Origin of the sequence: Roseovarius sp. MMSF_3298 (assembly GCF_030733705.1) — a bacterium.
Lineage (GTDB): Bacteria > Pseudomonadota > Alphaproteobacteria > Rhodobacterales > Rhodobacteraceae > Roseovarius > Roseovarius confluentis.
On record NZ_JASHIN010000031.1, the window covers coordinates 21953 to 45504 of the forward strand.

23 protein-coding genes are annotated in these 23552 nt (G+C 64.8%); 14 read left to right on the forward strand and 9 right to left on the reverse strand.

Annotated elements, in window-relative coordinates:
- Window positions 1–12: 12 nt before the first annotated feature.
- The 11 genes from RBB18_RS20015 (at window position 13) to RBB18_RS20065 (ending at window position 10650) form a co-directional block, all read left to right on the forward strand.
- A complete protein-coding gene (locus tag RBB18_RS20015) occupies window positions 13–573 on the forward strand; it encodes a TlpA disulfide reductase family protein (protein WP_306111671.1) in 561 nt (186 codons plus the stop codon).
- A gap of 45 nt (window positions 574–618) precedes the next feature.
- Window positions 619–1488: a tRNA 2-thiocytidine(32) synthetase TtcA gene (ttcA, locus tag RBB18_RS20020; RefSeq protein WP_306111672.1), complete on the forward strand. Its 870-nt coding sequence runs from the start codon at window positions 619–621 to the stop codon at window positions 1486–1488.
- A 55-nt stretch (window positions 1489–1543) separates the two neighbouring features.
- Window positions 1544–3055: a bifunctional diguanylate cyclase/phosphodiesterase gene (locus RBB18_RS20025; protein ID WP_306111673.1), complete on the forward strand. Its 1512-nt coding sequence runs from the start codon at window positions 1544–1546 to the stop codon at window positions 3053–3055.
- Between the two features lie 193 nt (window positions 3056–3248).
- Window positions 3249–5081, forward strand: coding sequence for a membrane protein insertase YidC (gene yidC / locus RBB18_RS20030; RefSeq protein ID WP_306111674.1), 1833 nt, complete (start codon window positions 3249–3251; stop codon window positions 5079–5081).
- Window positions 5081–5824 (forward strand): MOSC domain-containing protein, encoded by a 744-nt coding sequence (locus RBB18_RS20035; RefSeq protein WP_306111675.1) that lies wholly within the window; start codon window positions 5081–5083, stop codon window positions 5822–5824. The genes yidC and RBB18_RS20035 overlap by 1 nt, the downstream gene beginning before the upstream one ends.
- Entirely contained in the window at window positions 5824–6474 is a 651-nt protein-coding gene (yihA, locus tag RBB18_RS20040) for a ribosome biogenesis GTP-binding protein YihA/YsxC (RefSeq protein WP_103763496.1), read from the forward strand. Before RBB18_RS20035 ends, yihA begins: the two co-directional genes overlap by 1 nt.
- Before the next feature lie 195 nt (window positions 6475–6669).
- Window positions 6670–7533 carry an acetylglutamate kinase gene (argB, locus tag RBB18_RS20045; protein WP_306111676.1) on the forward strand — a complete coding sequence of 288 codons (864 nt, stop codon included), beginning with the start codon at window positions 6670–6672 and terminating at the stop codon, window positions 7531–7533.
- A 75-nt stretch (window positions 7534–7608) separates the two neighbouring features.
- On the forward strand, window positions 7609–8403 hold the full coding sequence (locus RBB18_RS20050; protein WP_306111677.1) for a sterol desaturase family protein: 795 nt from the start codon (window positions 7609–7611) through the stop codon (window positions 8401–8403).
- A complete protein-coding gene (locus RBB18_RS20055) occupies window positions 8400–9038 on the forward strand; it encodes a ferredoxin (protein WP_103763499.1) in 639 nt (212 codons plus the stop codon). The genes RBB18_RS20050 and RBB18_RS20055 overlap by 4 nt, the downstream gene beginning before the upstream one ends.
- The gene (locus tag RBB18_RS20060) at window positions 9035–9526 is read left to right on the forward strand and encodes a histidine phosphatase family protein (protein ID WP_103763500.1); all 492 of its coding nucleotides are present in this window, start codon (window positions 9035–9037) and stop codon (window positions 9524–9526) included. The genes RBB18_RS20055 and RBB18_RS20060 overlap by 4 nt, the downstream gene beginning before the upstream one ends.
- The gene (locus RBB18_RS20065; RefSeq protein WP_306111678.1) at window positions 9523–10650 is read left to right on the forward strand and encodes an acetoin utilization protein AcuC; all 1128 of its coding nucleotides are present in this window, start codon (window positions 9523–9525) and stop codon (window positions 10648–10650) included. Before RBB18_RS20060 ends, RBB18_RS20065 begins: the two co-directional genes overlap by 4 nt.
- A gap of 18 nt (window positions 10651–10668) precedes the next feature.
- Here the strand turns inward: RBB18_RS20065 and RBB18_RS20070 are convergent, their stop codons facing one another.
- The 8 genes from RBB18_RS20070 to crcB form a co-directional block, all read right to left on the reverse strand.
- Window positions 10669–11436, reverse strand: coding sequence for an amino acid ABC transporter ATP-binding protein (locus RBB18_RS20070; RefSeq protein ID WP_103763501.1), 768 nt, complete (start codon window positions 11434–11436; stop codon window positions 10669–10671).
- A 14-nt stretch (window positions 11437–11450) separates the two neighbouring features.
- On the reverse strand, window positions 11451–12743 hold the full coding sequence (locus tag RBB18_RS20075) for an amino acid ABC transporter permease (protein WP_306111679.1): 1293 nt from the start codon (window positions 12741–12743) through the stop codon (window positions 11451–11453).
- Between the two features lies 1 nt (window position 12744).
- The gene (locus RBB18_RS20080) at window positions 12745–13959 is read right to left on the reverse strand and encodes an amino acid ABC transporter permease (RefSeq protein ID WP_306111680.1); all 1215 of its coding nucleotides are present in this window, start codon (window positions 13957–13959) and stop codon (window positions 12745–12747) included.
- Between the two features lie 116 nt (window positions 13960–14075).
- On the reverse strand, window positions 14076–15095 hold the full coding sequence (locus RBB18_RS20085; protein ID WP_103763504.1) for an amino acid ABC transporter substrate-binding protein: 1020 nt from the start codon (window positions 15093–15095) through the stop codon (window positions 14076–14078).
- Window positions 15096–15300: 205 nt separating this feature from the next.
- Complete coding sequence (locus RBB18_RS20090; protein WP_306111681.1) at window positions 15301–16014, reverse strand: ATP12 family chaperone protein; 714 nt, start codon at window positions 16012–16014, stop codon at window positions 15301–15303.
- On the reverse strand, window positions 16011–16691 hold the full coding sequence (locus RBB18_RS20095) for an HAD-IA family hydrolase (protein WP_103763506.1): 681 nt from the start codon (window positions 16689–16691) through the stop codon (window positions 16011–16013). Before RBB18_RS20095 ends, RBB18_RS20090 begins: the two co-directional genes overlap by 4 nt.
- Entirely contained in the window at window positions 16688–17743 is a 1056-nt protein-coding gene (locus RBB18_RS20100) for an RluA family pseudouridine synthase (protein ID WP_103763507.1), read from the reverse strand. Before RBB18_RS20100 ends, RBB18_RS20095 begins: the two co-directional genes overlap by 4 nt.
- Window positions 17740–18117: a fluoride efflux transporter CrcB gene (gene crcB, locus RBB18_RS20105; RefSeq protein ID WP_103763508.1), complete on the reverse strand. Its 378-nt coding sequence runs from the start codon at window positions 18115–18117 to the stop codon at window positions 17740–17742. Before crcB ends, RBB18_RS20100 begins: the two co-directional genes overlap by 4 nt.
- Before the next feature lie 107 nt (window positions 18118–18224).
- Between crcB and RBB18_RS20110 the strand changes: the two genes are divergently transcribed.
- Together RBB18_RS20110 and RBB18_RS20115 are read left to right on the forward strand one after the other, a co-directional pair.
- Window positions 18225–19460: a glycerate kinase gene (locus RBB18_RS20110; protein WP_103763681.1), complete on the forward strand. Its 1236-nt coding sequence runs from the start codon at window positions 18225–18227 to the stop codon at window positions 19458–19460.
- A complete protein-coding gene (locus tag RBB18_RS20115; RefSeq protein WP_306111682.1) occupies window positions 19457–20611 on the forward strand; it encodes an amidohydrolase in 1155 nt (384 codons plus the stop codon). Before RBB18_RS20110 ends, RBB18_RS20115 begins: the two co-directional genes overlap by 4 nt.
- 1 nt (window position 20612) lies before the next feature.
- On the opposite strand, the gene RBB18_RS20120 is transcribed toward RBB18_RS20115, so the two are convergent.
- A complete protein-coding gene (locus RBB18_RS20120; protein WP_103763510.1) occupies window positions 20613–21959 on the reverse strand; it encodes a UDP-glucose/GDP-mannose dehydrogenase family protein in 1347 nt (448 codons plus the stop codon).
- Between the two features lie 207 nt (window positions 21960–22166).
- Here RBB18_RS20120 and glmM point away from each other — a divergent pair, with 207 nt between their 5' ends.
- Window positions 22167–23510: a phosphoglucosamine mutase gene (glmM, locus tag RBB18_RS20125; protein WP_103763511.1), complete on the forward strand. Its 1344-nt coding sequence runs from the start codon at window positions 22167–22169 to the stop codon at window positions 23508–23510.
- Window positions 23511–23552: the final 42 nt, after the last annotated feature.

Sequence of the window (23552 nt, forward strand, 5' to 3'; positions counted from 1 at the left end):
TTCGGAGGCGCTATGAATTCGCTGAAGTCCATCGTCCTTTATATTGCCCTCGCAGTCGGTGCAAACGGCGCAGCGGCCCAGACCGCGGATATTGCCGACCTGCGCGACGGCGACATGAAAAAGCTGGTGGTGCATTCCGAGGCCAAGGCGGTGCCTTCCGAGGCCTTCAAGTCCGAGGATGGCGGCGACCTGACCCTGTCGGACTACGAGGGCAAGATCACCCTGGTCAATTTCTGGGCCACGTGGTGCGCCCCCTGCCGCCACGAGATGCCGATGCTGTCGGACCTGCAAGACCAACTCGGCGGCAAGGATTTCGAGGTCGTCACCATCGCCTCGGGCCGCAACGCACCCGCCGCGATGGAAAAGTTCTTCGACGAGATCGGCGTCGACAACCTGCCGCTTCACGCCGACCCCAAGATGGGCCTCTCGCGCCAGATGGGCGTGCTGGGCCTGCCCGTCACGGTCATCCTCGACCGCGAGGGCCGCGAGATTGCCCGGCTTCAGGGCGATGCCGACTGGAGCTCGGACAGCGCCAAGTCGATTCTGCAGGCGCTGATCGACGCCGGCGCCTGACGCTCGCGCTTGCCCGGTGGCGTGAATCGCTCTAAACGCCCAAACATGCTCGACGATGCCGACGATATCCACCCGCTCTTTGCCGGCGCTCCGAAAACCACGGAGTTCCGCAAGCTGCGCAAACGCATCGTCCGCCAGGCGCGCGAGGCGACAGAGCAATACGGCATGATCGAGAAGGACACCCGCTGGCTGGTTTGCCTGTCCGGCGGCAAGGACAGCTATACCCTGCTGGCCGTCCTGCACGAGCTTAAGTGGCGCGGCCTTCTGCCCGTCGATATCCTCGCCTGCAACCTCGACCAGGGCCAACCCGGCTTCCCGGCGACAGTCCTGCCCAAGTTCCTCGAGGACATGGGCGTGCCCCATCGGGTCGAGTACCAGGACACCTATTCCGTCGTCGTCGACAAGGTGCCGCAGGGCCGCACCTATTGCGCGCTCTGCTCGCGGCTGCGCCGTGGTCATCTCTACCGCATCGCGCGCGAAGAAGGCTGTTCCGCCGTGGTGCTGGGTCATCACCGCGACGACATCCTCGAGACGTTTTTCATGAATCTCTTTCACGGCGGGCGGCTGGCCACCATGCCGCCCAAGCTGGTGAACGAGGAAGGCGACCTTTTCGTCTACCGTCCGCTGGCCCATGTGGCCGAGGCCGATTGCGAGCGGTTCGCCCGCGCGATGGATTATCCCATCATTCCGTGCGATCTCTGCGGCTCGCAGGACGGGCTGCAACGCCAGCAGGTCAAACAGATCCTCGACGGCTGGGAGGCCAACAGCCCGGGCCGCCGCCAGGTCATGTTCCGGGCCCTGATGAACGCCCGGCCCTCACACTTGCTCGACCCTAAACTCTTCGATTTCGAGGGGTTAAGCCGGGACTCGCTAAAATTCGAAGGAAATGACGACGCGCTACCCAGGTTGCGTTAAGGGGCTATTGAACAACTCGGGTTAGCGTCCGCTTGATCGCTTTGGACCCCGAAACATGCCCCTGAACAAATATGTGTCCTCCCTTCGCTATTCCTTCATGACGGTGCTTTCGGGCCCACAGGCGCTGGCTTTCCTTCCCGCGCTGGTGCTGGGCGGGTTCTGGCTTGGTGGCGAACCGGTCTTGTTGGCGATTGCGCTGGCGGTGCCGCTCGGTCTTGCGTGGCTGCGTCACGCCGCGCCACCTGTCGCCGTAACGCGCCATGAAGGCGATTTCGAACACGCGCTTCAGGAAACGCTCGACGCTGCACGCAACTGCCTTCGACGCACGGGATGCGCGATCGTCGAAATCGACGACTTCGAAACGCTTCTCGACCGGTACGGAACCGCGGCTGCCGATCGTATCTGCAAATGCGTGACCGACCGGCTCAAGACCGTACTGCGCGAACATGACGTCCTGCTTCCAATTTCCAACGGGCAGTTCGGCATCATTCTTGCCCCCGTTCGCCGACTCGACTCCGAAGCCGGGCTGAAACTGGCCACCCGCCTGCAAGCCGTCGCGGAGGAGCCGATCTCACTTGATGCCACCACGATCTATGTCTCAGCCTCGGTGGGCTTCTGCCTTGACAGCTTCATTCGCGGCGGCACCGGGCGCGACCTGTCCGATGCTGCCGGTACCGCGCTGGTCGAGGCGCGCCGCCACGCCCCATCGGCCATTCGCGCCTACAGCCCCGAGTTGCGCCGGGTCTCGCCCCTGCCCGAGGGCACCGCAACAGAGGTTTTGACCGCACTGACTGATGGGCAGATAAACGCCTGGTTCCAGCCGCAGGTTTCCACCGATACCGGCGGCATTTCCGGGTTCGAGGCGCTGGCGCGGTGGGAACATCCCGTTCGCGGCCTGATTCCGCCCACAGAGTTTCTTCCGCTCCTGCAGAAAATGGGCAAAACAGACATTCTTGGCACGAAAATCCTGCGGGACGCGCTTTCAGCGCTCAAATCCTGGGACGATGCGGGATTCGACGTACCTCAGGTCGGTGTGAATTTCTCTGCCGGCGAACTGCGCGACCCGAAACTGGTCGACCGCCTCGCGTGGGAGCTTGACCGCTACGATATCGCGCCGACGCGATTGACGGTCGAGATTCTTGAATCCGTTGTCGCCTATTCCCCCGAGGATACGATCGTGCGCAATATCAGACGCATGGCCGAGATGGGCTGTCACATCGACCTCGACGATTTTGGCACCGGGCACGCCTCGATCTCGTCGATCCGTCGGTTCGCTGTGCACAGGTTGAAAATCGACCGCTCGTTCGTCAAGAAACTCGATCACGACGTCGAGCAGCAGCGCATGGTCAACGCAATCCAGCTCATGGCAGAACAGCTTGACCTCGAGACCGTTGCCGAAGGCGTGGAAACCGCGGGCGAACACGCGATGCTTGCCCAACTTGGGGTCGGCCATGTTCAGGGCTTCGGCATCGCCCGCCCCATGCCGGCTGTCCGAACAATCCAGTGGATCGGCGATCACCTTGCGCGGGTCCAGACGCCGCCACGCATCGGCCGTAGCGCCGGCTAGGCCACCCATCGCATCAATGGGCACAACCGCATCCGTGACGCCCAGGCCCGCAACAAACCTGTCAACGGGCTTCGGTGCAAGCTGCGACACAGTTTTTCACATCACCACGAATCTGCTCTGCCCCCTTGACCTTTGCTGCTGCACTCTGTTGAACGCCCCAAACGAATGAAACTTGCACGGGTGGCCATCCACGATGGACGAACAGAACCGCAATCTCCTGCTGGCAACGGGCCTCAGCCTGTTGGTGATCCTTATCTGGTTCCTGCTTTTCCCGCCGCCCGAGCCGGAAGAGACGCCGGAGGCGACCACCACCAGCACGTCCACAACGGAAACCGGCACCACCCCGTCCGAGCCTGCGGGCGACACGGCCATCGTGCCAAGTACGGCCGACGACACCGCCGCGACACCCGAGGCGCAACAGGCCGAAGCAGAGACCGACGACACGCCGCGCATCGAGATCGACACGCCCACCCTGCAAGGAACCGTCTCGCTGCGTGGAGGGCGGATCGACGATCTGCAACTCAAGAACTACCGCGAAACGCTCGAACCGGATGCGCCGATCGTCACGCTCCTGTCGCCCGTCGGCACCGACCGCGCCTATTATGCGCTCTTCGGCTGGGCGCCGGGCAGCGGTCTGACGCCCGACCAGGTCCCCGGTGCCAACACCGTCTGGGACGTCGAGTCCGATGGTCCGCTGACCCCCGAAAACCCGCTGGTCCTGGCCTGGGACAACGGCGCTGGCCTGACCTTCCGCCGCGAAATGTCCGTCGATGACCGCTCGATGTTCAACGTCACCCAATCGGTGCAGAACACCGGCGACAACGCCGCCTCCGTCGCGCCTTACGGCATCCTCGCCCGCCACGGTTTGCCGCCGGACCTCAAGAACTTCTTCATCCTTCACGAAGGCGGCATCAGCCTGACTGACGGCGAGCTGCGCGAGATCGACTATGACGATTTCGAAGCTGCGGGCGCGCATGAGAATATCGCCCTGCAAGAGGCCGGCTGGTCCGGCTTCACCGATCACTACTGGATGACCGCGCTGATCCCCGGCCAGGCCGAAGGCTCGACCTTCTCGACCTTCCAGGACACCAACCGCAACATCTACCAGACCAACATCAAGCAGCGCACCGAAACCGTCGCGCCCGGGCAGGAAGTGACCATCCAGACCCGCCTCTTCGCCGGCGCCAAGGAATGGGAAACCATCCGGCACTACCAGAACGACGAAGGCGTGACCAAGTTCATCGATTCGATCGACTGGGGCTGGTTCTTCTTCCTGACCAAGCCAATCTTCTGGCTGCTGCACAACCTCAACGAACTCATCGGCAACATGGGCTGGGCGATCATCGCGCTGACCCTCATCATCAAGGCGGTCCTGCTGCCTCTGGCCTACAAGTCCTACGTCTCCATGGCCAAGATGAAGGAACTCCAGCCGCAGATGGAGAAGATCAAGGAAAATGCGGGCGACGACCGCCAGAAGCTCCAGAAAGAGATGATGGAGCTCTACAAGAAGGAAAAGGTCAACCCGGCCTCGGGCTGTCTGCCCATCCTGATGCAGATCCCGATCTTCTTCTCGCTCTACAAGGTGATCTTCGTAACGCTGGAGCTGCGCCACGCTCCCTGGATCGGCTGGATCGACGACCTCTCGGCACCCGACCCATCGTCGCTCTATAACCTCTGGGGCATCCTGCCCTGGGCCTCGCCCGAACCGGGCTCGATCCTGGCGTTGATCTTCATCGGCATCCTGCCGCTCTGCCTCGGCGTGTCCATGTGGTTGCAACAGAAACTGAACCCGGCGCCGACCGACCCGACGCAACAGATGATCTTCGCGTGGATGCCATGGGTCTTCATGTTCATGCTGGGCAGCTTCGCCAGCGGCCTCGTGGTCTACTGGATCGCCAACAACGTGATCACCTTCAGCCAGCAATACCTGATCATGCGCAGCCAGGGCTACAAACCGGACGTGTTCGGCAACATCAAGTCCAGCTTCAAGAAGAAAGCCAAGACCCCGCCGCCGGAGGACAAGTGATGGCAACCGTGGCCGCGCTCTGGCGTCACCCGATCAAGGGGCACGGCCGCGAAGCGCTGGACACGGTCACCCTGACCGAGGGCCGGACCCTGCCATGGGACCGCCGTTGGGCCGTCGCGCACGAGATGTCCAAGGCCGACGGGACCGAATGGGTGCCCTGCGCCAATTTCTCGCGCGGGGCCAAGACCGGCACGCTCATGGCCATCTCGGCCAAGGTGGACGAAGCTGATGGCAGCGTCACGCTCACCCATCCCGATCGGCCCGATCTGACTTTCGATCCCGAACGGGACCAAGACGCCTTCCTCGACTGGGTTCGCCCGCTCATGCCCGCCGACCGCGCGCAATCGGCCCGGCTCGTGCATGTGCCCGGGCGCGGCATGACCGACACCGACTACGCGTCGATCAGCCTGATCAACCTTGCCTCCAACGACGCCATGACCGAGGCGATGGCGCAGGACATCTCGCCCCTGCGCTGGCGCGGCAACATCCACCTTACCGGGCTCGACCCATGGGCCGAGTTCGACTGGGTCGGCCAGACCCTGCGCATCGGCGACGCCGAACTGAGCGTGCAGGAACCGATCAAGCGCTGCCTTGCCACCACCGCCAATCCGCAGACCGGCGAACGTGACGCGGACACGCTCGGCACGCTGAACACCCGCTTCGGCCACCAGGATTTCGGCGTCTACGCCACCGTCATGCGCTCGGGCACGATCCGCGTCGGCGACACCGTGGAACCGATCTGATGGCGCTCCCCTTCCCCCTGGCTGAGGCGCCCAGCGAGGCCGCTCTGGAATCCGGCCGAAAGCTCTTTGCCGGCGAGGTTACTTTCGTCAAGGGCGTGGTCGCCATGTCCGGCCTGCCCGACGCCGACCGTCCCGAGGTCTGCTTCGCCGGGCGCTCCAACGTCGGAAAATCCAGCCTGATCAACGCGCTGACCGGCCGCAAGGCGCTGGCCCGGGCCTCCAACACCCCGGGCCGCACGCAGGAAATCAACTATTTCGACCTCGGCGGCCAGACATTCCTCGTGGACCTGCCCGGCTACGGCTATGCCAACGCACCTCTGCCGAAGGTCGAGAAATGGCAGGCGCTGCTGAAACAGTACCTCTCGGGCCGCGTCACCCTGCGCCGCGCCTTCGTGCTGATCGACGCCCGCCACGGGATCAAACCCGTAGACGAAGAGATCATGGCCCTGCTCGACAGCTCCGCCGTGACCTTTCAATGCGTGCTCACCAAGGCCGACAAGGTCAAGGCTGCCGAGCGCGACAAGGTGCTGGCACAGGTCCGCACCCGCCTTGCCACCCATGCCGCCGCCTTCCCCGAGATCGTCCTGACCTCTTCGGAAAAGGGCGACGGCATCGCCACCCTGCGCGCCATCATCGCCACGCTGGAATAGCCCGGGATCACCTCCGGCTTTTTCTTGCCGGAAATACTCATGCACGAACGCGACCACAGGCGCCCCGATCCTTCAGCGGGGTAGGCCCGCCACCAGGCTTCCCTCCCCCGAGGGGAGGGTCAGGGTGGGGGTCACCTAAAGTCTTGCGCGTCAGCGCCCGTCCGGTGATAACGCCCCCGTACAAGGATCACGCCCATGAAGACTCGAGACATGACCCGCGACAACCTCACAACCGCCCGCACCCTCAGCGAGGCCCTGCCCTATCTTCAGCGCTACGACGACGCCATCGTGGTGATCAAGCTGGGCGGCCACGCCATGGGCAGCAACGAGGCGATGGCCACCTTCGCCCGCGACGTCGTGCTGATGCGGCAGGTCGGCGTGAACCCGGTGATCGTCCATGGCGGTGGCCCGATGATCAACCAGATGCTGGAAAAGCTGAACATCAAGTCCGATTTCGTCAACGGCAAGCGTGTCACGGACGAGGCCACGATGGAAGTGGTCGAGATGGTCCTGTCGGGCCGCGTCAACAAGCGCATCGTGCAGGCGATCAACGCTCAGGGCGGCAAGGCCGTGGGACTGTCGGGCAAGGATGCGGGCCTTATCACCTGCGTGCCCACCGACCCCAAGCTCGGCTTCGTCGGCACGCCCGACAAGGTCGATCCGTCCATCCTGCACACGCTCTTTCAGGATGACGCGATCCCCGTCATCGCTCCCTTGGGCGCGGGCCGCCAGGGCGAGACCTTCAACATCAACGGCGACACCGCCGCCGGTGCCATTGCGGCGGCGCTTCAGGCCGACCGCCTGCTGCTGCTGACGGATGTGGACGGCGTGCGCGACGGCGAGGGCAACATCCTCACCGAATTGACCGCATCGCAGATCAAGTCTCTGACCGACCAGGGCGTCATCTCGGGCGGCATGATCCCCAAGACGGAAACCGCGCTCGATGCACTCTCATACGGCGTGCGCGGCGTGGTCATCCTTGATGGGCGGCTGGACAATGCCGTGCTGCTGGAGCTTTACACCGAACACGGCTCCGGCTCGCTGATCCGCGCGGGTTGAGCGCCGTCAAAAGCGTCACCGCCTTGTGACCCTTCGTCTCTTTGCGGACACATGCGGATGCAATAAATATACCGCATGGAAAACGAGTTGCTGATCCGCCTGTCCGTCTTCATCGGGCTTTTCGCGGTCCTGGCCCTGGTCGAGGCCAAGGCCCCGCGCCGCGTGCGCACGCAACCGCGCAATACGCGCTGGATCACCAACTGGGCCATCGTCCTCCTCGACACGCTGACCCTGCGCGCCCTCGCGCTCGCCCTGCCGCTGCTTGCCGTAGGTGCCGCCGTGGATGCCGAGGCCAATGGATGGGGCCTGATGAACGCCATCGACATTCCCGGCTGGATCGCCGTGGTGCTGACCGTGCTGATCTTCGACCTTGCCATCTGGGCGCAGCACCTCGTCACGCACAAGATCCCGCTCCTGTGGCGCATCCACCGCGTCCACCATGCCGACCGCGACATCGACGTGACCACCGCGATCCGGTTTCACCCGGTGGAAATCGCGCTGTCGATGCTGCTCAAGATCGGGCTCGTCTACCTGCTCGGCCCGCCCGCGCTCGGAATCATCCTGTTCGAGATCATCCTGAACGGCACCGCCATGTTCAACCACGCCAATATCAAGCTGCCTCTGGGGCTGGACGCCGCCCTGCGCAAGGTCCTGGTGACGCCGGACATGCACCGCGTGCACCATTCCGACCAGCGCAGCGAACACGACAGCAACTACGGTTTCGCCCTGTCGATCTGGGATCGCATGTTCGGCACATACATCGACCAGCCCGGAAAGGGCCATGACGACATGACCATCGGCCTTGAGTGGCAGGATGATCGGCCCTCGCGCCTTGGATGGTCTCTCGGGCTGCCATTCTTCCGCAAATGACGACACTCGACGACATCGCACAGGCCGCGGCCCCGCACCATCTGGCCACCTTCGGCGTGGTGACAGGGGCGGAGACGCCCGACGGCATCGGCACGCTCGTTCTGCTCGGACCGCAGGAGCCCGGCTTCTGGCCGGCCTTCACCGCGTCGCCGGAATATGCCGACACCGCGCCCGACGCGATGGACCGCTGGTCGTCGCGCGTGATCGGCGGCCTCGCCCGGGCTCTGGACGGCACCGCCTTCTTCCCTTTCGGCGGCCCGCCCTACCAGCCGTTCGTAAGCTGGGCCAAGGCCAGCGGTCGGGCGCATTCCTCGCCGGTCGGCCTGCTGGTGCACGATGCCGCCGGTCTGATGATCTCGTATCGCGGCGCGCTTGGCTTCGGTCACATCATCGACGCACCGGCCCCGCCGCCCAATCCCTGCGACAGCTGCGCCACCCGGCCCTGCCTCACCGCCTGCCCCGTCGATGCCTTCGCCACCGGCACCTATGAGATCGACGCCTGCAAGGCAGACTTGGACAGGCCGGAAAATGATTGTATGTCAAAGGGATGTGCAGTGCGCCGGGCCTGCCCGGTCAGCCAGTCCTACGGGCGGCTGGAAGACCAGTCCGCCTTTCACATGAGGGCCTTCAAATGAGACGTCTCGTCCTGATGCGTCACGCCAAATCCAGCTGGGGCGATCCCACGCTCGACGACCATGACCGCACGCTCAACAAGCGCGGCAAACGCTCGGCCGACACCCTGGGCGACTGGTTGCGGGCGCAAACCATCGTGGTGGACGAAGCGCTTGTGTCGTCGTCAGTCCGCACCGTCGAGACAATGCAGCGGCTCAAGGTCGACTGCGACCGTCAGGTGCTCGACCGGCTCTACCTTGCCGGCCCGGCGGAGATGCTGAAGGTTCTGAAGGGCGCCACGGGCCAGACCGTCCTGATGCTGGCGCACAATCCCGGCATCGCGTCTTTCGCACACCAGATCATGGCCGAGCATCCCGACCATCCGCGCTTCGAAGACTATCCCACCGGGGCCACGCTGGTCGCGCGGTTCGACATCGACGACTGGGGCGCGTTCACGCCCGGCACCGGACGGCTGGAAGCCTTCGTGATCCCGCGCGAACTGGTTGAGTGACCGGGGCCGGGCCACATCCCCTTTTCATCGGGTCCGAGATCTACCGCGGCTCCAGCTATGGCGCGCGCCACCCGCTGAGCATCCCGCGCGTGCCCACGGTCATGGACCTGTGCCACGCGATGGGCTGGCTGCCCCGCGACCGGTTCCGCGTCAGCCCGCGCGCCAAGCCCGCGGCGCTGACGGGCTTTCACACGCCCGCCTACATCACCGCTCTGCAACAGGCCGAGGCAGCGCACAGGGTGGACGAGGCGACGCGCGCGCGCCACCAGATCGGCACGCTGTCAAACCCGATCTTCCCCGAGATCTACCGCCGTCCCGCCACTGCCGCCGGCGGGTCGCTTCTGGCGGCGGACTTGCTGGCACAGGGCGGCATCGTCTACAACCCGGGCGGCGGCACGCATCACGGCATGGCCGACCATGCGGCAGGCTTCTGCTATCTCAACGACCCCGTGCTGGCGATCAAGGCGTTCCTCGCTCAGGGCCTCACGCGCATCGCTTACGTCGATATCGACGCGCATCACTGCGACGGCGTCGCGGCGGCGTTTTACGGCGACCCGCACGTGTTGATGATCTCTACCCACGAAGAGGCGCGCTGGCCCTTTACCGGCGCGCTCGACGACCGGGCCGGCAGCCACGCCATCAACCTGCCCCTGCCGCGCGGTACGCATGACGACGATTTCGCGCTGCTGCGCGACGAACTCCTCCTGCCCGCCGTGCAGGACTGGCGCCCGGAGGTCATCGTCCTGCAATGCGGGGCGGACGCGGTGTTGGAAGATCCGCTTGCCCGTCTGGCCCTGTCGAACAACGCTCATTGGCAGGTCGTCACGGCCCTGAAACAGATGGCCCCGCGCCTGCTGATCCTTGGCGGGGGCGGATACAACCCGTGGACCGTCGGCCGGCTCTGGTCCGGCGTCTGGGCCACGCTCAACGGCTTCGAGATTCCCGACCGCCTGCCGGAACGGGCGCGGTCGGTCCTCGCGGCCCTCAGCTGGACCCGCCAGCGCGGCGACCGTCCCGATCACCTCGTCGAGACGCTCCGCGACACGCCCCGCCATGGCCCCGTGCAGAACGAAATTCGCCGCCGGGTGCAGGTGCTGCAGGCCCGGCGGCGCGTTTGGGTGTAAGGCCCCGAAGGCCCCCGATCAGTGCCCGAGGATCTGGCTGAGGAACAGCTTCGTCCGGTCGCTTTTCGGGTTGTTGAAGAACTCCTCGGGTTCGTTCTGTTCCACGATCTGGCCCTGGTCCATGAAAATCACCCGGTTCGCCACCTGCCGGGCAAAGCCCATCTCGTGAGTCACGCACAGCATCGTCATGCCTTCCTCGGCAAGGCTGACCATCGTGTCCAGAACTTCCTTGATCATCTCGGGGTCCAGCGCCGACGTGGGCTCGTCAAAAAGCATGATCCGCGGCTTCATGCACAGCGACCGCGCGATGGCCACCCGCTGCTGCTGACCGCCCGACAGTTGCCCGGGATACTTGTCGGCCTGTTCGGGGATCTTCACCTTCTCAAGGAAATGCATCGCCGTTTCCTCGGCCTGCCGCTTGGGGATCTTACGCACCCAGATCGGCGCCAGCGTGCAATTTTCCAGGATCGTCAGGTGCGGGAACAGGTTGAAGTGCTGGAACACCATCCCGACCTCGGACCGGATCTTGTCGATGTTCTTGATGTCCGAGGACAGCACCGTCCCGTCCACCTCGATCCGGCCCTTCTGGTGCTCTTCCAGCGCGTTGATGCACCGGATCAGCGTCGACTTGCCCGACCCGGACGGGCCCGCGATGACGATGCGCTCGCCCCGGTGGACCGACAGGTCGATGTCACGCAGCACGTGAAACGTGCCGTACCATTTGTTCATGTTCTCGATCCGGATCGCGATTTCGTCCGAGACCTGCATTTGAGCGGTTTCCGCCATGGATAACCCTCCCCTTACCTGTGATCAGTGTTGAGCTCGCGCTCAAGCCACTGCGAATATTGAGACACGCCATAACAGACGACGAAGAACAGAAGCGCGGCAAACCCGAACAGCTCCCAGTAGACCCCGTTCCAGTCGGTCGAGGCCAGGATCGGACCCCGGATCATGCCGACAAGATCGAACATCGAGATGACCGAGACCAGCGTGGTGTCCTTGAACAGACCCACCGCCACGTTCACGATGCCCGGGATCGAGATCTTCAGCGCCTGCGGCAGGATGATCAGCCGCATCGCCTGGGCATAGTCCAGCCCAAGGCTGTCGCCCGCCTCGTACTGCCCGCGCGGCAGGGCGGCGAGGCCGCCCCGGATCACCTCGGCGATATAGGCCGAGGCGAAGGCCGTGATCATGATGATCACCCGGATGATCAGGTCGAATGTCGTGCCCGGCGGCAGGAAATAGGCCAGCACCACGTTCGCCACGAACAACAGCGTGATCAGCGGCACGCCCCGGATGAACTCGATGAAGACCACGCAGATCCACTTGATGATCGGCATGTCTGATTGCCGCCCCAGCGCCAGCGCGATGCCGATCGGGATCGACAGCGAAACGCAGACCGTGCCGAGGATCATGTTGAGCATGAAGCCCCCCATGTCGCGCGATTGTACCTGCTCCAACCGCAGCACCTCGATCTTGCCGATGCTGCCGGCCAGGATGATCGCAACGATAAGCACCCCGAGGCCACCCAGCACCGCGACGCCAAAGCCCCTCTTTTCCAGCGCCTTGAACGCAACATAGGCCGCGACGAACCCAAGCAGCAGCAACAGCGGCGGTACAATGGACCCGCCCCAGATCAGCCAGAATGCCAGGAACGGATAAACGCCGGTGAACAGCAGCAACTGCCGTGGCAGGTACTTGAAGAACATCACCGGTGCCGCCGCCACGAACAGCAGCAGGAAGGCCAGCGCCGGGCGCCAGTATTCCGTGCTGGGATACTTGAACCCGAACAAAAGCTGGTTCCACCGGTCACTCAGCACCGCGAAACAGCCCCCGGTCGCACCTTCCAGGATCTCGCGGCATTCCCGGATCGACGTTGCATTCCAGATCCCGTTCAGGATCCAGGGCAGCGTTGCGGCCAGCAGGAAGTAGATCACCACGATTGCCGCCACGGTCAGAACCGAGTTGGGGATCGTCGCGAACAGGTTCTGCTTCATCCACTTGGTGACGCCGGTTTCCGCCGCCGGAGGTGGAGTTTCCGGTAGCATGGTGTCGCGGACATAAGCGACGGATTCTGCATGTGTGTCAGACATCTCAGCGCTCCTTCAGCCGCACGGCGTTGTTGTAGACGTTCATCACCGCCGAGATCCCGAGCGAGATCAGCAGGTAGAACAGCATCAAGAGCAACACGCATTCGATTGCGCGGCCCGTCTGGTTCAGCGTGATGCCCCCCAGCGTGGCGGTGATGTCGGCATAGCCCACGGCAATCGCCAGCGAAGAGTTCTTGGTGATGTTCAGGTACTGCGAGATCAGCGGCGGGATGATCACCCGCAACGCCTGCGGCAGGATCACGAGGTTCATGATCCGGCGCGGACGCAAGCCCAGGCTTGCCGCCGCCTCGGTCTGGCCCTTGCTGACGGCCAGGATGCCGGCGCGGACGTTCTCGGCGATGAAGGCGCCGGTATAGATCGACAGCGCGAACCACAGCGCGATCAGCGGTGCGCCGATCTGCAGCCCTCCGCGAAAGTTGAAGCCACCCAGCTCAGGGAAGTCGAGCGAAATGGGCTGGCCCATGATGAAGAACGTCAGGATCGACGGCACGAACAGGATCGCCAGCGACGGCCACCCCATCGGCAACAGCTTACCGGTATCGAACAACAATTTCTTGGCATAGGCGCGATAGGCGAACACCCCGACAATCGACAGGATGAACGTCACCACGACCACCATCGACCCCGGCCCCCAGATCGGCATCGGCACGTATACGCCCCGGTTGGTAAAGGCGATCGACCCCAGGATCATCGACGCATCCGCATCCTCGCCCCGGAAGGCCCGTGGCGCTGGCAAGACGGCCGTCATGATCGTGAAGATGATGATGATCCAGATCAGCACCGGCACGTTGCGGAACGCCTCGACGTAGCCGGCCATCAGCTTGCGCACCAGCCAGTTGTTCGACAGGCGCAGCACGCCAGCGATCACGCCGAAAATAGTCGCCGTGGCACAGGCCAGGAACGCCACCAGAAGCGTGTTCAAGATGCCCACGATGGCGGCGGTCAGGTGCGAGCTTCGGCTGGTGTACTCCACCAGCGTCTGGTTGATGTCATAGCCCGCCGGCTCGCCCAGGAATTCGTAGGAAATGTTCAGACCCGCGGCGCGCAGGTTGAGCACAAGGTTATAGCCCAGGTAGGCGATGATCGAGATCAGCACGATCAGGGCGATGAACTGGAATGTGTAGGAACGATAGCGCGTATCGTTCAACAGCATAGACGGTCGAAACGACTCCTGTGGAGGGTCGGTCAATGTTGTCATCTGGAGTGTCCCCGTTGGCGGCCCGGATTATTGTGTGCGCTTGTGCGCGGGTGGGCCTGTCCTTGGTTTAGATGCGCGAAGGGCGCGGAGTGATCCGCGCCCTTCGACTTTGTCTCTTAGCGGAACGGCGGCGAGTAGAGCAGGCCACCATCGGTCCACTGCGCGTTCAGGCCGCGCGCCAGACCGATCGGCGTGGTCTCACCGATGTTCTTCTCAAAGAGCTCACCGTAGTTGCCGCCAGCCGAGATGGCCTTCACGGCCCAGTCGGCCTCGAGGCCCAGCATCTCGCCAAGGTTGCCCTCGGTGCCGAGCAGGCGGTTGATCTCCGGGCTGTCACCGGCGGCCGAGGCCATGTCGGCGATATTGGCGCTCGTGACACCCAGCTCTTCGGCTGCGATCAGCGCGTTGAGGGTCCAGCGAACCACGTCACCCCACTCGTTGTCACCGTGACGGACCAGCGGGCCCAGCGGTTCTTTCGAGACGATCTCGGGCAGCAGGACGTGCGCCGACGGATCTTCGAATGCGGCGCGCGTTGCGGCCAGGCCCGAGGCGTCGGTGGTGTAGACGTCACATGCGCCAGCCAGATACTGCTGCTGCGCTTCGGCGTTGGTTTCGATCGGAACCGGCTCGTAGTTCATGCTGTTCTTGCGGAAATAATCCGCCAGGTTCAGCTCGGTCGTGGTGCCGGTCTGGATGCAGACGGTCGCGCCGTCCAGATCCTTGGCCGACGAAACGCCCAATTCCTTGGGAACCATGAAGCCCTGACCGTCGTAATAGTTGACGCCGACAAATTCGAACTTCAGGTCGACATCGCGCGAAAAGGTCCAGGTGGTGTTCCGTGCCAGCATGTCGATTTCGCCCGAGGCCAGCGCGGTGAAACGCGTCTTGCCGGTGGTGGGCACGAATTCGACGGCTTGCGGATCACCCAGCACGGCGGCGGCGACAGCACGGCAAACGCCGACGTCAAAGCCATCCCAGTTCCCGTTGGAATCCGGGGCGGCAAAGCCGACCAGCCCGGTGGTCACGCCACAGTTCAGCGTGCCGCGCGCCTTGACGTCGTCAAGCGTCGCGGCTGCAGCTGCGCCAGCCGTAAGGCCGGCCACTGTCAGCGCGCCTAGAAATACGGATTTTTTCATGTTTACCTCTTCCTGATGTATCCGCCCGATCTAGGGCGGTTTGGTCGGTCCAACAGGACCGGAGCGATACTGTGAAAGGGGGTCCCCCCACGTCAGTGTGCATAAGTGTGAGTGGATTCATTCCTGAACGTCAAGACCCGTGTCACGAAAAACGATCGTATCAGGCCGATGTTTCCGTTTGGGAAACCATCGTCCAAGACCCGGTCTAGCCGCGTTGCGCCAGATCGTGGAAGCGCTTGGCATGCAGGAATTCGGCGCGTTTGACGGCCTCGACCGCGCGGGCTTCCTCGTCAATGCCCCATTGTTCTTCCTGCCAGCGCTCGTCGAGGCGCGAAATCTCCCACAGGTCCTCTACCGGTCGGGCGTCCTGCAGCGCGGCAAGCCCGATCACCAGAGAGCCCGACAAGCCCACGAGATCGTGAAAGGCAGTGAGGGCAAAATTGTCCATCGCGTCCACTTCTGCTGAAAAAAGCGCCAGTGACCGGGCATCCTGCGGACGGTGCATCACGCCCGCCACCGGCACCAGCCGCGCCCCGTACCGCGTTTCCGCCCAGTCCAGCAGCGGGTCCCACACCTCGGCCTGGCGCCGCACAAGGCTGTCGGGGCTGTCGGCGCGATAGCACAGAAGGTCCGTATCGCCGTAACCGGCCAGCATCTCCGCCACTTCGGCATGCTGGTGCCGCACCTTGTCGATGGCCGCATTGGCCGACCGTGTCACCGGCATCGTGCCCGGTTGGATCAGGTCCTCCTGCGCGTTCCACTCCACCGCGATCGCCTCGGCCAGTGGGCGCGTCGGCACGATCATCGCCGCCTTGGCCGGCGTCTTGACCGCCCGGCCATCCAGCCGGATGCCGAACCCGCCCGCTTCCTCCACGACGGTAGCCTCTTTCCAGAACCGCTTGGCCTTCCACTCGCTCATGCTGCGGCCTCCCATATTTGCTGCAACAGGGGCGGCAGGTCCTCGAAACGTTCGATCACGTGCCGCGCCGCGCCCAGCGACTCGCGCGGGTGATAGCCCCAGCCGACGCCAATGCCCGCGACGCCCGCCGCCGCGGCCATCTCCATGTCGAAACTGGTGTCGCCGATCATAACCGCCTGGTGCGGCTCCAGCCCGGTCTCGGACAGGGCCGCGCGAATCATCGACGGATGCGGTTTTGACGGGTGGTGGTCGCTGACCTGCTGGGTGATGAACATCCGCTCGAGCCCATGCCCTTCCAGCAACTTGTCCAACCCCCGGCGCGACTTGCCCGTCGCCACGCCCAGCAGCGTCTCGGGTTGCGCGTTAAGCGCCTCCAGCACCTCCCGCGCCCCGGGATAAAGCGGCGAGGATTGCGCTGCACCGATCTCGGCCCGCAAGGCAACATAAGCGTCCTTGTACCATTCCACCATGCGATCCTGCATCCCGGCCTCCAGGTCCGGCGCCAGCAACGCGATGGCCCGGTCCAGCGACAGCCCGACAATCGACAGGATCGCCTCGCGCGTCGGTGCCTCTCGCTCGGCCCTCGCAAAGGCATGGCTCATCGCCGCGACGATATCCGCCTGGCTGTCGACCAGCGTGCCGTCCACGTCGAAGATCACCAGCCGCAGCGCGCTCATCGCAGCGCCTCGAACGGGTCCTCGGCGGCCAGGTCCGGCGTCCAGCCCAGCGTCTCGAACGTATTTGCCATGTGCTCTGGCAGCTCCGCGTCGATTACCACCGGCTTTTTCGTCACCGGATGCTCGAACGCCATGGTCCGCGCATGCAGGTGCAGCTTGTTCGAAATGATCCCGCCCAGCTTTGCCCCCCAGCCGTCGCCAAGGTTCTCCTGGCTCGAGCCGCCATATTTGCCATCGCCCACGATGGGGTGGCCGATCTCGGCCATATGCGCCCGCAACTGATGCGTGCGCCCTGTGATGGGCTCCATCGCCACCCACGCGGCCCGGCTGGCCACCCGGTAGAGCGTCGCGTATTGCGTGATCGCCCGCTTGGCGCCCTTGGTGTGGTCCACCTCGCCGGGATGGATGCAGACCATCTTCTCGCCCTCGCCGCGCGATCCATGCCCCCCGGCCTTGACCAGCCCGTATTTGACCTCGCCCAAATACGGCGTCGGCACACCGGCCACCACGGCCCAGTAGATCTTGCGCGTCTCGCGGTGCCGGATCGCCTGGGTCATCGCCGCTGCCATCGCCCGCGTGCGCGCCAGGATCAGGACACCGGATGTATCCTTGTCCAGCCGGTGCACCAGCCGCGGCGCTTCATCCATTCCGAACCGCAGCGCATCGGCCAGCCCGTCCACGTGCCGGGTCAGCTTGCTGCCCCCCTGCACCGGCAGGCCCGGCGGCTTGTTCAGCGCGATGATATGATCGTCGCGATAGATCACCGCGTCCCGCATCATTTTCGCGTCGGCGTCCGAAACCTTGGACTTCTGTTTCTCCACCGGCACGCTTTCCACCTCGCCCGGCTCCGGCAGGGGCGGCACGCGCACCTGCTGGCCCTCTTTCAGACGCGTGTTTGCCTTCACCCGCCCGCCATCGACGCGCAGCTCGCCCTTGCGGCACATCTTCTCGATCCGGCCTTGCGCCACATGCGGAAATCGCCGCCGCAGCCAACGATCCAGCCGCTGGTCGCCCTCGCCGGCCTCCACCGTCAATGTCTGCACACCGCTCATGCCCAGATCCCCCGCGCCAGCCAGACGCCCAGTGCCAGTCCGAGGATCGACAGCGCCACCGACAGGATCACGTAAAGTGCCGCCGTCCCCACCGCGCCGCGCTCGTAAAGTGTGAACGCCTCCAGCGAAAAGGCCGAGAAGGTCGTGAACCCGCCCAGCACGCCCGCCATCAGGAACGGGTTCAAATGCGTGATGTCCTTGTGGAACGTGTAGACCACCACCATCCCCATCAGGAACGACCCCAAGACGTTTACCGGCAGCACGCCCAACGGGAACCCGCCAGCGACGTGACGCGCCACCGCCTGCCCCACACCGAAGCGCAGCATCGAGCCCATGGCGCCGCCAAGGCCCACCTGAAGAAAGGTCATCCACATGGCCGCGTCTGTCGCCTCTGCCCCCGGTTTTGTCAAGCTGGGCAGGCTTGGCTTGCATGCGCCGTGAACAACGCTACGCTGCGTCAACCAAAGACCCGGAGCCCCCGATGCAAGACCCCGACAGCTTCCTGCGCCGCCTGTTCGACCGTGCCGTGGAAGTGGCCGACCCGATGCAAAGCCTCGCCGCGCACCTTCCACCCCGCCCCGAGGGGCGCCTCGTGGTGATCGGCGCCGGCAAGGCCAGCGCCCGCATGGCCGAGGCGGTCGAGGCCGCCTATGGTCCCTGCGAGGGGCTGGTGATCACCCGCTACGGCTATGCCCGTCCCTGCGAAGGCATCGAGATTGTCGAGGCCGCGCATCCCGTCCCGGATCAGGCCGGGGTCGACGCCACCCGTCGGATGCTGGCCCTGCTGGACACCTGCGGCGAAGGAGACACCGTTCTGGCGCTTATCTCCGGCGGCGGCTCCGCGCTCCTCTGTGCGCCCGCCGAGGGGATCACGCTCAACGAAAAACAGGCGCTGACCGACGCGCTGCTGGCCTCCGGCGCGCCCATCGGCGCCATCAACGGCATCCGCAAGCAGATCTCGGCGGTCAAGGGCGGCAAGCTCGCCGCCGCCGCCCACCCCGCCAAAATGGTCGCGCTTCTGATCTCCGACGTGCCCGGCGACAACCCGAGCGACATCGCCAGCGGCCCAACCGTCGGCGACACCGGCACCCCGGCTCGCGCCTTGGAGGCCTTGGACCGCTGGAACGTCACGCCGTCGCCTTCCATCACCGACTACCTGAGCGCGGGCGGAAATCCCCTGCCCCCCGACGATCCGCGCCTGTCGACCGTGGAAAACGTGATTTACGCCGCGCCCTCGCAATCGCTCGCCGCCGCCGCCGAGATGGCGGAAGCGGAAGGGATCGAGGTGCAAATCCTCGGCGACGCAATCGAAGGCGAGGCCCGCGACGTCGCCGCCGAACATGCCGACCTCGCGCGTAAGGCACAGGGCGACAAACCTGTCCTCCTGCTCTCGGGCGGCGAACTTACCGTCACCCGACGCGGCAACGGCATCGGCGGGCCTAACGCGGAATATTGTCTCGCTCTCGCCGTCGCCCTCGATGGCGCCCCCGGCATCCACGCGCTGGCCTGCGACACCGACGGCGTCGACGGCGCGGCAGAGGTCGCCGGTGCGGTCGTCTCACCCGACACACTCTCCAAGGCCCCCGACGCCGCCGACGCGCTCGCCATCAACGACGCGCACGGCTTCTTCGGGCGCATCGGCGACCAGGTCGTGACCGGCCCCACGCTCACCAACGTCAACGACTTCCGCGCGATTCTCGTCATGCCAAAACCATGACGCTGCCGCCCGACCTCTCGGCGCAAATGACCGAATGGCGCCATGCCTTTCACCGGATGCCGGAACTGGGCTTCGACCTGCCCCGCACCAGTGCCCGCGTCGCCGACCTGCTGCGCGGCTTCGGGCTGGAGGTTCACTCCGGCATCGGCCAGTCCGGCGTCGTCGGCATCCTTCAGAAAGGCAACGGCACCCGCACCATCGCCATCCGCGCCGACATGGACGCGCTGCCGATCACCGAGCAGACCGACGTCGCTTACCGTTCCGAGGTTCCCGGCCAGATGCACGCCTGCGGCCATGACGGCCACACCACAATGGCCCTTGGCGCGGCAAAGGCGCTGGCCGAAGCCGACGACCTCTCGGGGCGCATCGTCTTCCTCTTCCAGCCGAACGAAGAACACGGTCAAGGTGCCGCTGCCATGATCGCCGAAGGTGTTTTCGACCGCTTTGACGTCGAGGCCGTCTACGGCATGCACAACATCCCTGGCATGCCCGTGGGCCAGTTCGCCACCCGCACGGGCCCGATCACCGCCAGCGAAGCGCTTTTCGAGATCATCATCGAGGCGCGCGGCGGCCACGCTGCCCTGCCCCACATGGGCGCCGATGCCATCACCATCGGTGCCGAGCTCGTCGGCGCGCTGCAAACCATCGTCTCGCGCAAGCTCGACCCAGCACAGAACGGTGTCGTATCGGTCACCGGCTTCGAAACCGACGGCAAGCGGAACGTCCTGCCCGGACGCGCCACCCTCACCGGCGACGCCCGGGCGCTCACGCCCGAGGTCAACGCCCAAATCGAGGCCGCCATGCGCCGAATCGTGGCCGGCATCTGCACTGCCCATGACGTCACCGGCCATGTGACCTACGACACGATCTTCCGCCCCACGATCAACGCGCCCGAACCCGTCACCACGGCCACCGCCGCCGCGCAGGCCATCGGCGCACCGATGGATGCGGCCTGCCCGCCGAAACTCTTCTCCGAGGATTTTGCCGAAATGGCCGCCACGCGCCCGGGATGTTTCGTGCTGATGGGCAACGGCACCGAAAGGCCGCACGCCCGCCCCCTGCATTCGGCGGACTATGACTTCAACGATGATGCGCTGGCCCACGGCGCAGCTTTCTGGGTTGCCGTTGCACGGGCCGAACTGGCCGGCTGACCTACTCTGCCGCTTCTTCCGCTTCGGGTCTGCGCTCGAACGCGGTGCGGCCGACGCTGTCATAGGCGATGAACCCGGCGCGTTTCGCGTCCTTGACCGAGTAGATGTTGCGCAGATCGGCCATCCGGGCGACGTTCATCCGCCGCGCGATCCGCTTCAGGTCCAGCGCCCGGAACTCGTTCCATTCCGTCAGGATCACCACCAGGTCTGCATTGCCCACCGCCTTGTAGGGGTTCTCGGACCATTGCACGCCCGGTAGCCGTTCATGCCCTTCCCGCTCGCCCTGCGGGTCGCAGATGCGCACCTTGGCCCCCCCGCCCACCAACGCCGGCACGATGGTCAGCGACGGCGCCTCGCGCATGTCATCCGTGTTGGGTTTGAATGTCGCCCCCAGCACCGCGATGATCTTGCCGTTGAAGCTGCCCTCGCAGAGGTCCAGAAGCTTGTCGATCATCCGCCGCTTCATCTCTTCGTTTACGGAAATCACCGCCTCGGTGATGTGCAGCGGCACGCCATATTCCTGCCCGGTCCGGGCCAATGCCCGCGTGTCCTTGGGAAAGCAGCTGCCGCCATAGCCCGGCCCGGCATGCAGGAACTTGTTGCCGATCCGCCCATCCAGGCCCATGCCCCGGCTGACCTGCTTCACGTCTGCGCCGGTGCGCTCGCACAGCGCGGCGATCTCGTTGATGAAAGTGATCTTGGTCGCCAGAAAGGCGTTCGCCGCGTATTTTATCATCTCCGCGCTTTCCAGATCCGTGATCAGGATCGGGAACTCGCGCAGGTAAAGCGGGCGATAAATATCCTCCATCACCTCCGCCGCGCGCTGCGACTGCACGCCCACGACCACGCGGTCGGGCTTCATGAAATCCTCGATCGCCGCACCCTCACGCAGGAATTCAGGGTTCGAGGCGACGTCGAACTCCAGATCCGGATTCGCCTTGCGCACCGCCTGTTTCACCTGCCGGTTCGTGCCCACGGGCACCGTCGACTTGGTGACGATCACGATATAGTCGTTGGCCAGCTTCGCCACTTCCTGCGCTGCGGCCATCACGTAGGTCAGATCGGCATGCCCGTCGCCGCGCCGCGTGGGCGTGCCCACCGCGATGAATACGGCCTCCGCACCGTCCAGCGCCTGTGGCAGGTCCTGCGTGAACGTCAGCCGCCCGGCCTCGACGTTCTTCTGCATCAGAACGTCCAGCCCCGGCTCGTAGATCGGCACCTCGCCATGGTTCAGCTTCTCGACCTTGGCGGCGTCCTTGTCGACGCACACGACGTCATGCCCGAAATCCGAGAAGCACACCCCGGACACAAGCCCGACATAGCCGGTTCCAATCATCGCAATCTTCATCGGGTTTCGCCCCTGATCTGCCTGTCGCCCCCGCCCTTCTTATGCGGTCGCGGTTCGCCGTCCGTCAACGCGCATCTGCGACGGGCCGGCGGCGCTATGCGTTCTATGCCACAAATGGCTCATGCCCGCGCGCACCATTGGACAGGGCGCAGCCGCGCTTGTATGAGAATGGTCATAAAAACGTCACGGGGCTAAAGGTGCGGGTGCATGGCTGACAAACTGTTCGGAACCGACGGTGTCCGCGGAGAGGCCAATACTTGGCCCATGACCGCCGAACTGGCGCTGAAGCTGGGCGCGGCCGCCGGCCGTCACTTCCGCCGCGACAACCAGGAACACCGTGTGGTGATCGGCAAGGACACGCGCCTGTCGGGCTACATGATCGAATACGCCCTGACCGCCGGATTTGCCTCGACCGGCATGGATGTCTTCTTGCTCGGCCCTGTGCCGACACCCGCCGTGGGGTACCTGACCCACTCGCTTCGGGCTGACGTGGGCGTGATGATCTCGGCCAGCCACAACCCGGCCAGCGACAACGGGATCAAGCTTTTCGGCCCCGATGGCTTCAAACTGTCGGATGAGTCCGAAGCCGGGATCGAGAAACTGCTGCAGGACGGCGCACGACTTGCCAAGCCGGAAAACATTGGCCGCGCCAAGCGGTTCGAGGACGCCCGTGGCCGCTATGTCGAGTATGCCAAGACCACCTTTCCCTATCGCGGACGGCTCGAAGGGCTGCGGATCGTGGTCGATTGCGCCAACGGCGCGGCTTACAAGACCGCCCCCGCCGTGCTGTGGGAACTGGGCGCCGACGTGATCTCTCTCGGGGTCGAGCCCGACGGCACCAACATCAATTTCGAATGTGGCTCCACCCACCCCGAAGCCGCTGCGCGCAAGGTTCTGGAAACCCGCGCCGATCTCGGCATCTGCCTCGACGGCGACGCCGACCGCGTCGTGCTGATCGACGAAACCGGGCATATCGCCGACGGGGACCAGATCATGGCCCTCATCGCCACCCGCTGGGCCGCCGAAGGCCGGCTGAAGGGCGATGCGCTGGTCGCCACCGTCATGTCCAATCTTGGGCTGGAACGGCACCTTGAATCCAAGGGCATCGGGCTCAAGCGCACCAAGGTCGGCGACCGCTACGTGGTCGAAGAGATGCGCGCCAGCGGCCACAACCTGGGCGGCGAACAGTCCGGCCATATCGTCATGACGGATTACGCCACCACCGGCGACGGGCTGATTGGCGCGCTTCAGTTCCTCGCCTCGATGGTGGAAACCGGCCAGAAGGCCAGCGAACTGGCGCGTGTCTTCACCCCCATCCCGCAAAAGCTGATCAATGTCCGCTACCAGTCCGGCCAGACCCCGCTCGAGGCCGACGCGGTGCAACAGGCCATCGCCGACGGCGAGAAGAAGCTGGGCAGCGACGGCCGCCTTCTGATCCGCAAGTCCGGCACCGAACCCCTGATCCGCGTCATGGGCGAGGCCGTCGATCCCGCCCTTTTGGACACCGTCCTGGAGGATGTCGTGGGTGCGGTGAAACAGGCGACGGTCTGAACGCATCGCGCGGAACAAAGGCGCTGCAAAGCAGCGCCGCCG

Coding starts and splice junctions, on each gene's coding strand:
- RBB18_RS20015 (WP_306111671.1), top strand. CDS start 13: ATGAATTCGCTGAAGTCCATCGTCCTTTATATTGCCCTCGCAGTCGGT.
- ttcA (WP_306111672.1), top strand. CDS start 619: ATGCTCGACGATGCCGACGATATCCACCCGCTCTTTGCCGGCGCTCCG.
- RBB18_RS20025 (WP_306111673.1), top strand. CDS start 1,544: ATGCCCCTGAACAAATATGTGTCCTCCCTTCGCTATTCCTTCATGACG.
- yidC (WP_306111674.1), top strand. CDS start 3,249: ATGGACGAACAGAACCGCAATCTCCTGCTGGCAACGGGCCTCAGCCTG.
- RBB18_RS20035 (WP_306111675.1), top strand. CDS start 5,081: ATGGCAACCGTGGCCGCGCTCTGGCGTCACCCGATCAAGGGGCACGGC.
- yihA (WP_103763496.1), top strand. CDS start 5,824: ATGGCGCTCCCCTTCCCCCTGGCTGAGGCGCCCAGCGAGGCCGCTCTG.
- argB (WP_306111676.1), top strand. CDS start 6,670: ATGAAGACTCGAGACATGACCCGCGACAACCTCACAACCGCCCGCACC.
- RBB18_RS20050 (WP_306111677.1), top strand. CDS start 7,609: ATGGAAAACGAGTTGCTGATCCGCCTGTCCGTCTTCATCGGGCTTTTC.
- RBB18_RS20055 (WP_103763499.1), top strand. CDS start 8,400: ATGACGACACTCGACGACATCGCACAGGCCGCGGCCCCGCACCATCTG.
- RBB18_RS20060 (WP_103763500.1), top strand. CDS start 9,035: ATGAGACGTCTCGTCCTGATGCGTCACGCCAAATCCAGCTGGGGCGAT.
- RBB18_RS20070 (WP_103763501.1), bottom strand. CDS start 11,436: ATGGCGGAAACCGCTCAAATGCAGGTCTCGGACGAAATCGCGATCCGG.
- RBB18_RS20075 (WP_306111679.1), bottom strand. CDS start 12,743: ATGTCTGACACACATGCAGAATCCGTCGCTTATGTCCGCGACACCATG.
- RBB18_RS20080 (WP_306111680.1), bottom strand. CDS start 13,959: ATGACAACATTGACCGACCCTCCACAGGAGTCGTTTCGACCGTCTATG.
- RBB18_RS20085 (WP_103763504.1), bottom strand. CDS start 15,095: ATGAAAAAATCCGTATTTCTAGGCGCGCTGACAGTGGCCGGCCTTACG.
- RBB18_RS20090 (WP_306111681.1), bottom strand. CDS start 16,014: ATGAGCGAGTGGAAGGCCAAGCGGTTCTGGAAAGAGGCTACCGTCGTG.
- RBB18_RS20095 (WP_103763506.1), bottom strand. CDS start 16,691: ATGAGCGCGCTGCGGCTGGTGATCTTCGACGTGGACGGCACGCTGGTC.
- RBB18_RS20100 (WP_103763507.1), bottom strand. CDS start 17,743: ATGAGCGGTGTGCAGACATTGACGGTGGAGGCCGGCGAGGGCGACCAG.
- crcB (WP_103763508.1), bottom strand. CDS start 18,117: ATGTGGATGACCTTTCTTCAGGTGGGCCTTGGCGGCGCCATGGGCTCG.
- RBB18_RS20110 (WP_103763681.1), top strand. CDS start 18,225: ATGCAAGACCCCGACAGCTTCCTGCGCCGCCTGTTCGACCGTGCCGTG.
- RBB18_RS20115 (WP_306111682.1), top strand. CDS start 19,457: ATGACGCTGCCGCCCGACCTCTCGGCGCAAATGACCGAATGGCGCCAT.
- RBB18_RS20120 (WP_103763510.1), bottom strand. CDS start 21,959: ATGAAGATTGCGATGATTGGAACCGGCTATGTCGGGCTTGTGTCCGGG.
- glmM (WP_103763511.1), top strand. CDS start 22,167: ATGGCTGACAAACTGTTCGGAACCGACGGTGTCCGCGGAGAGGCCAAT.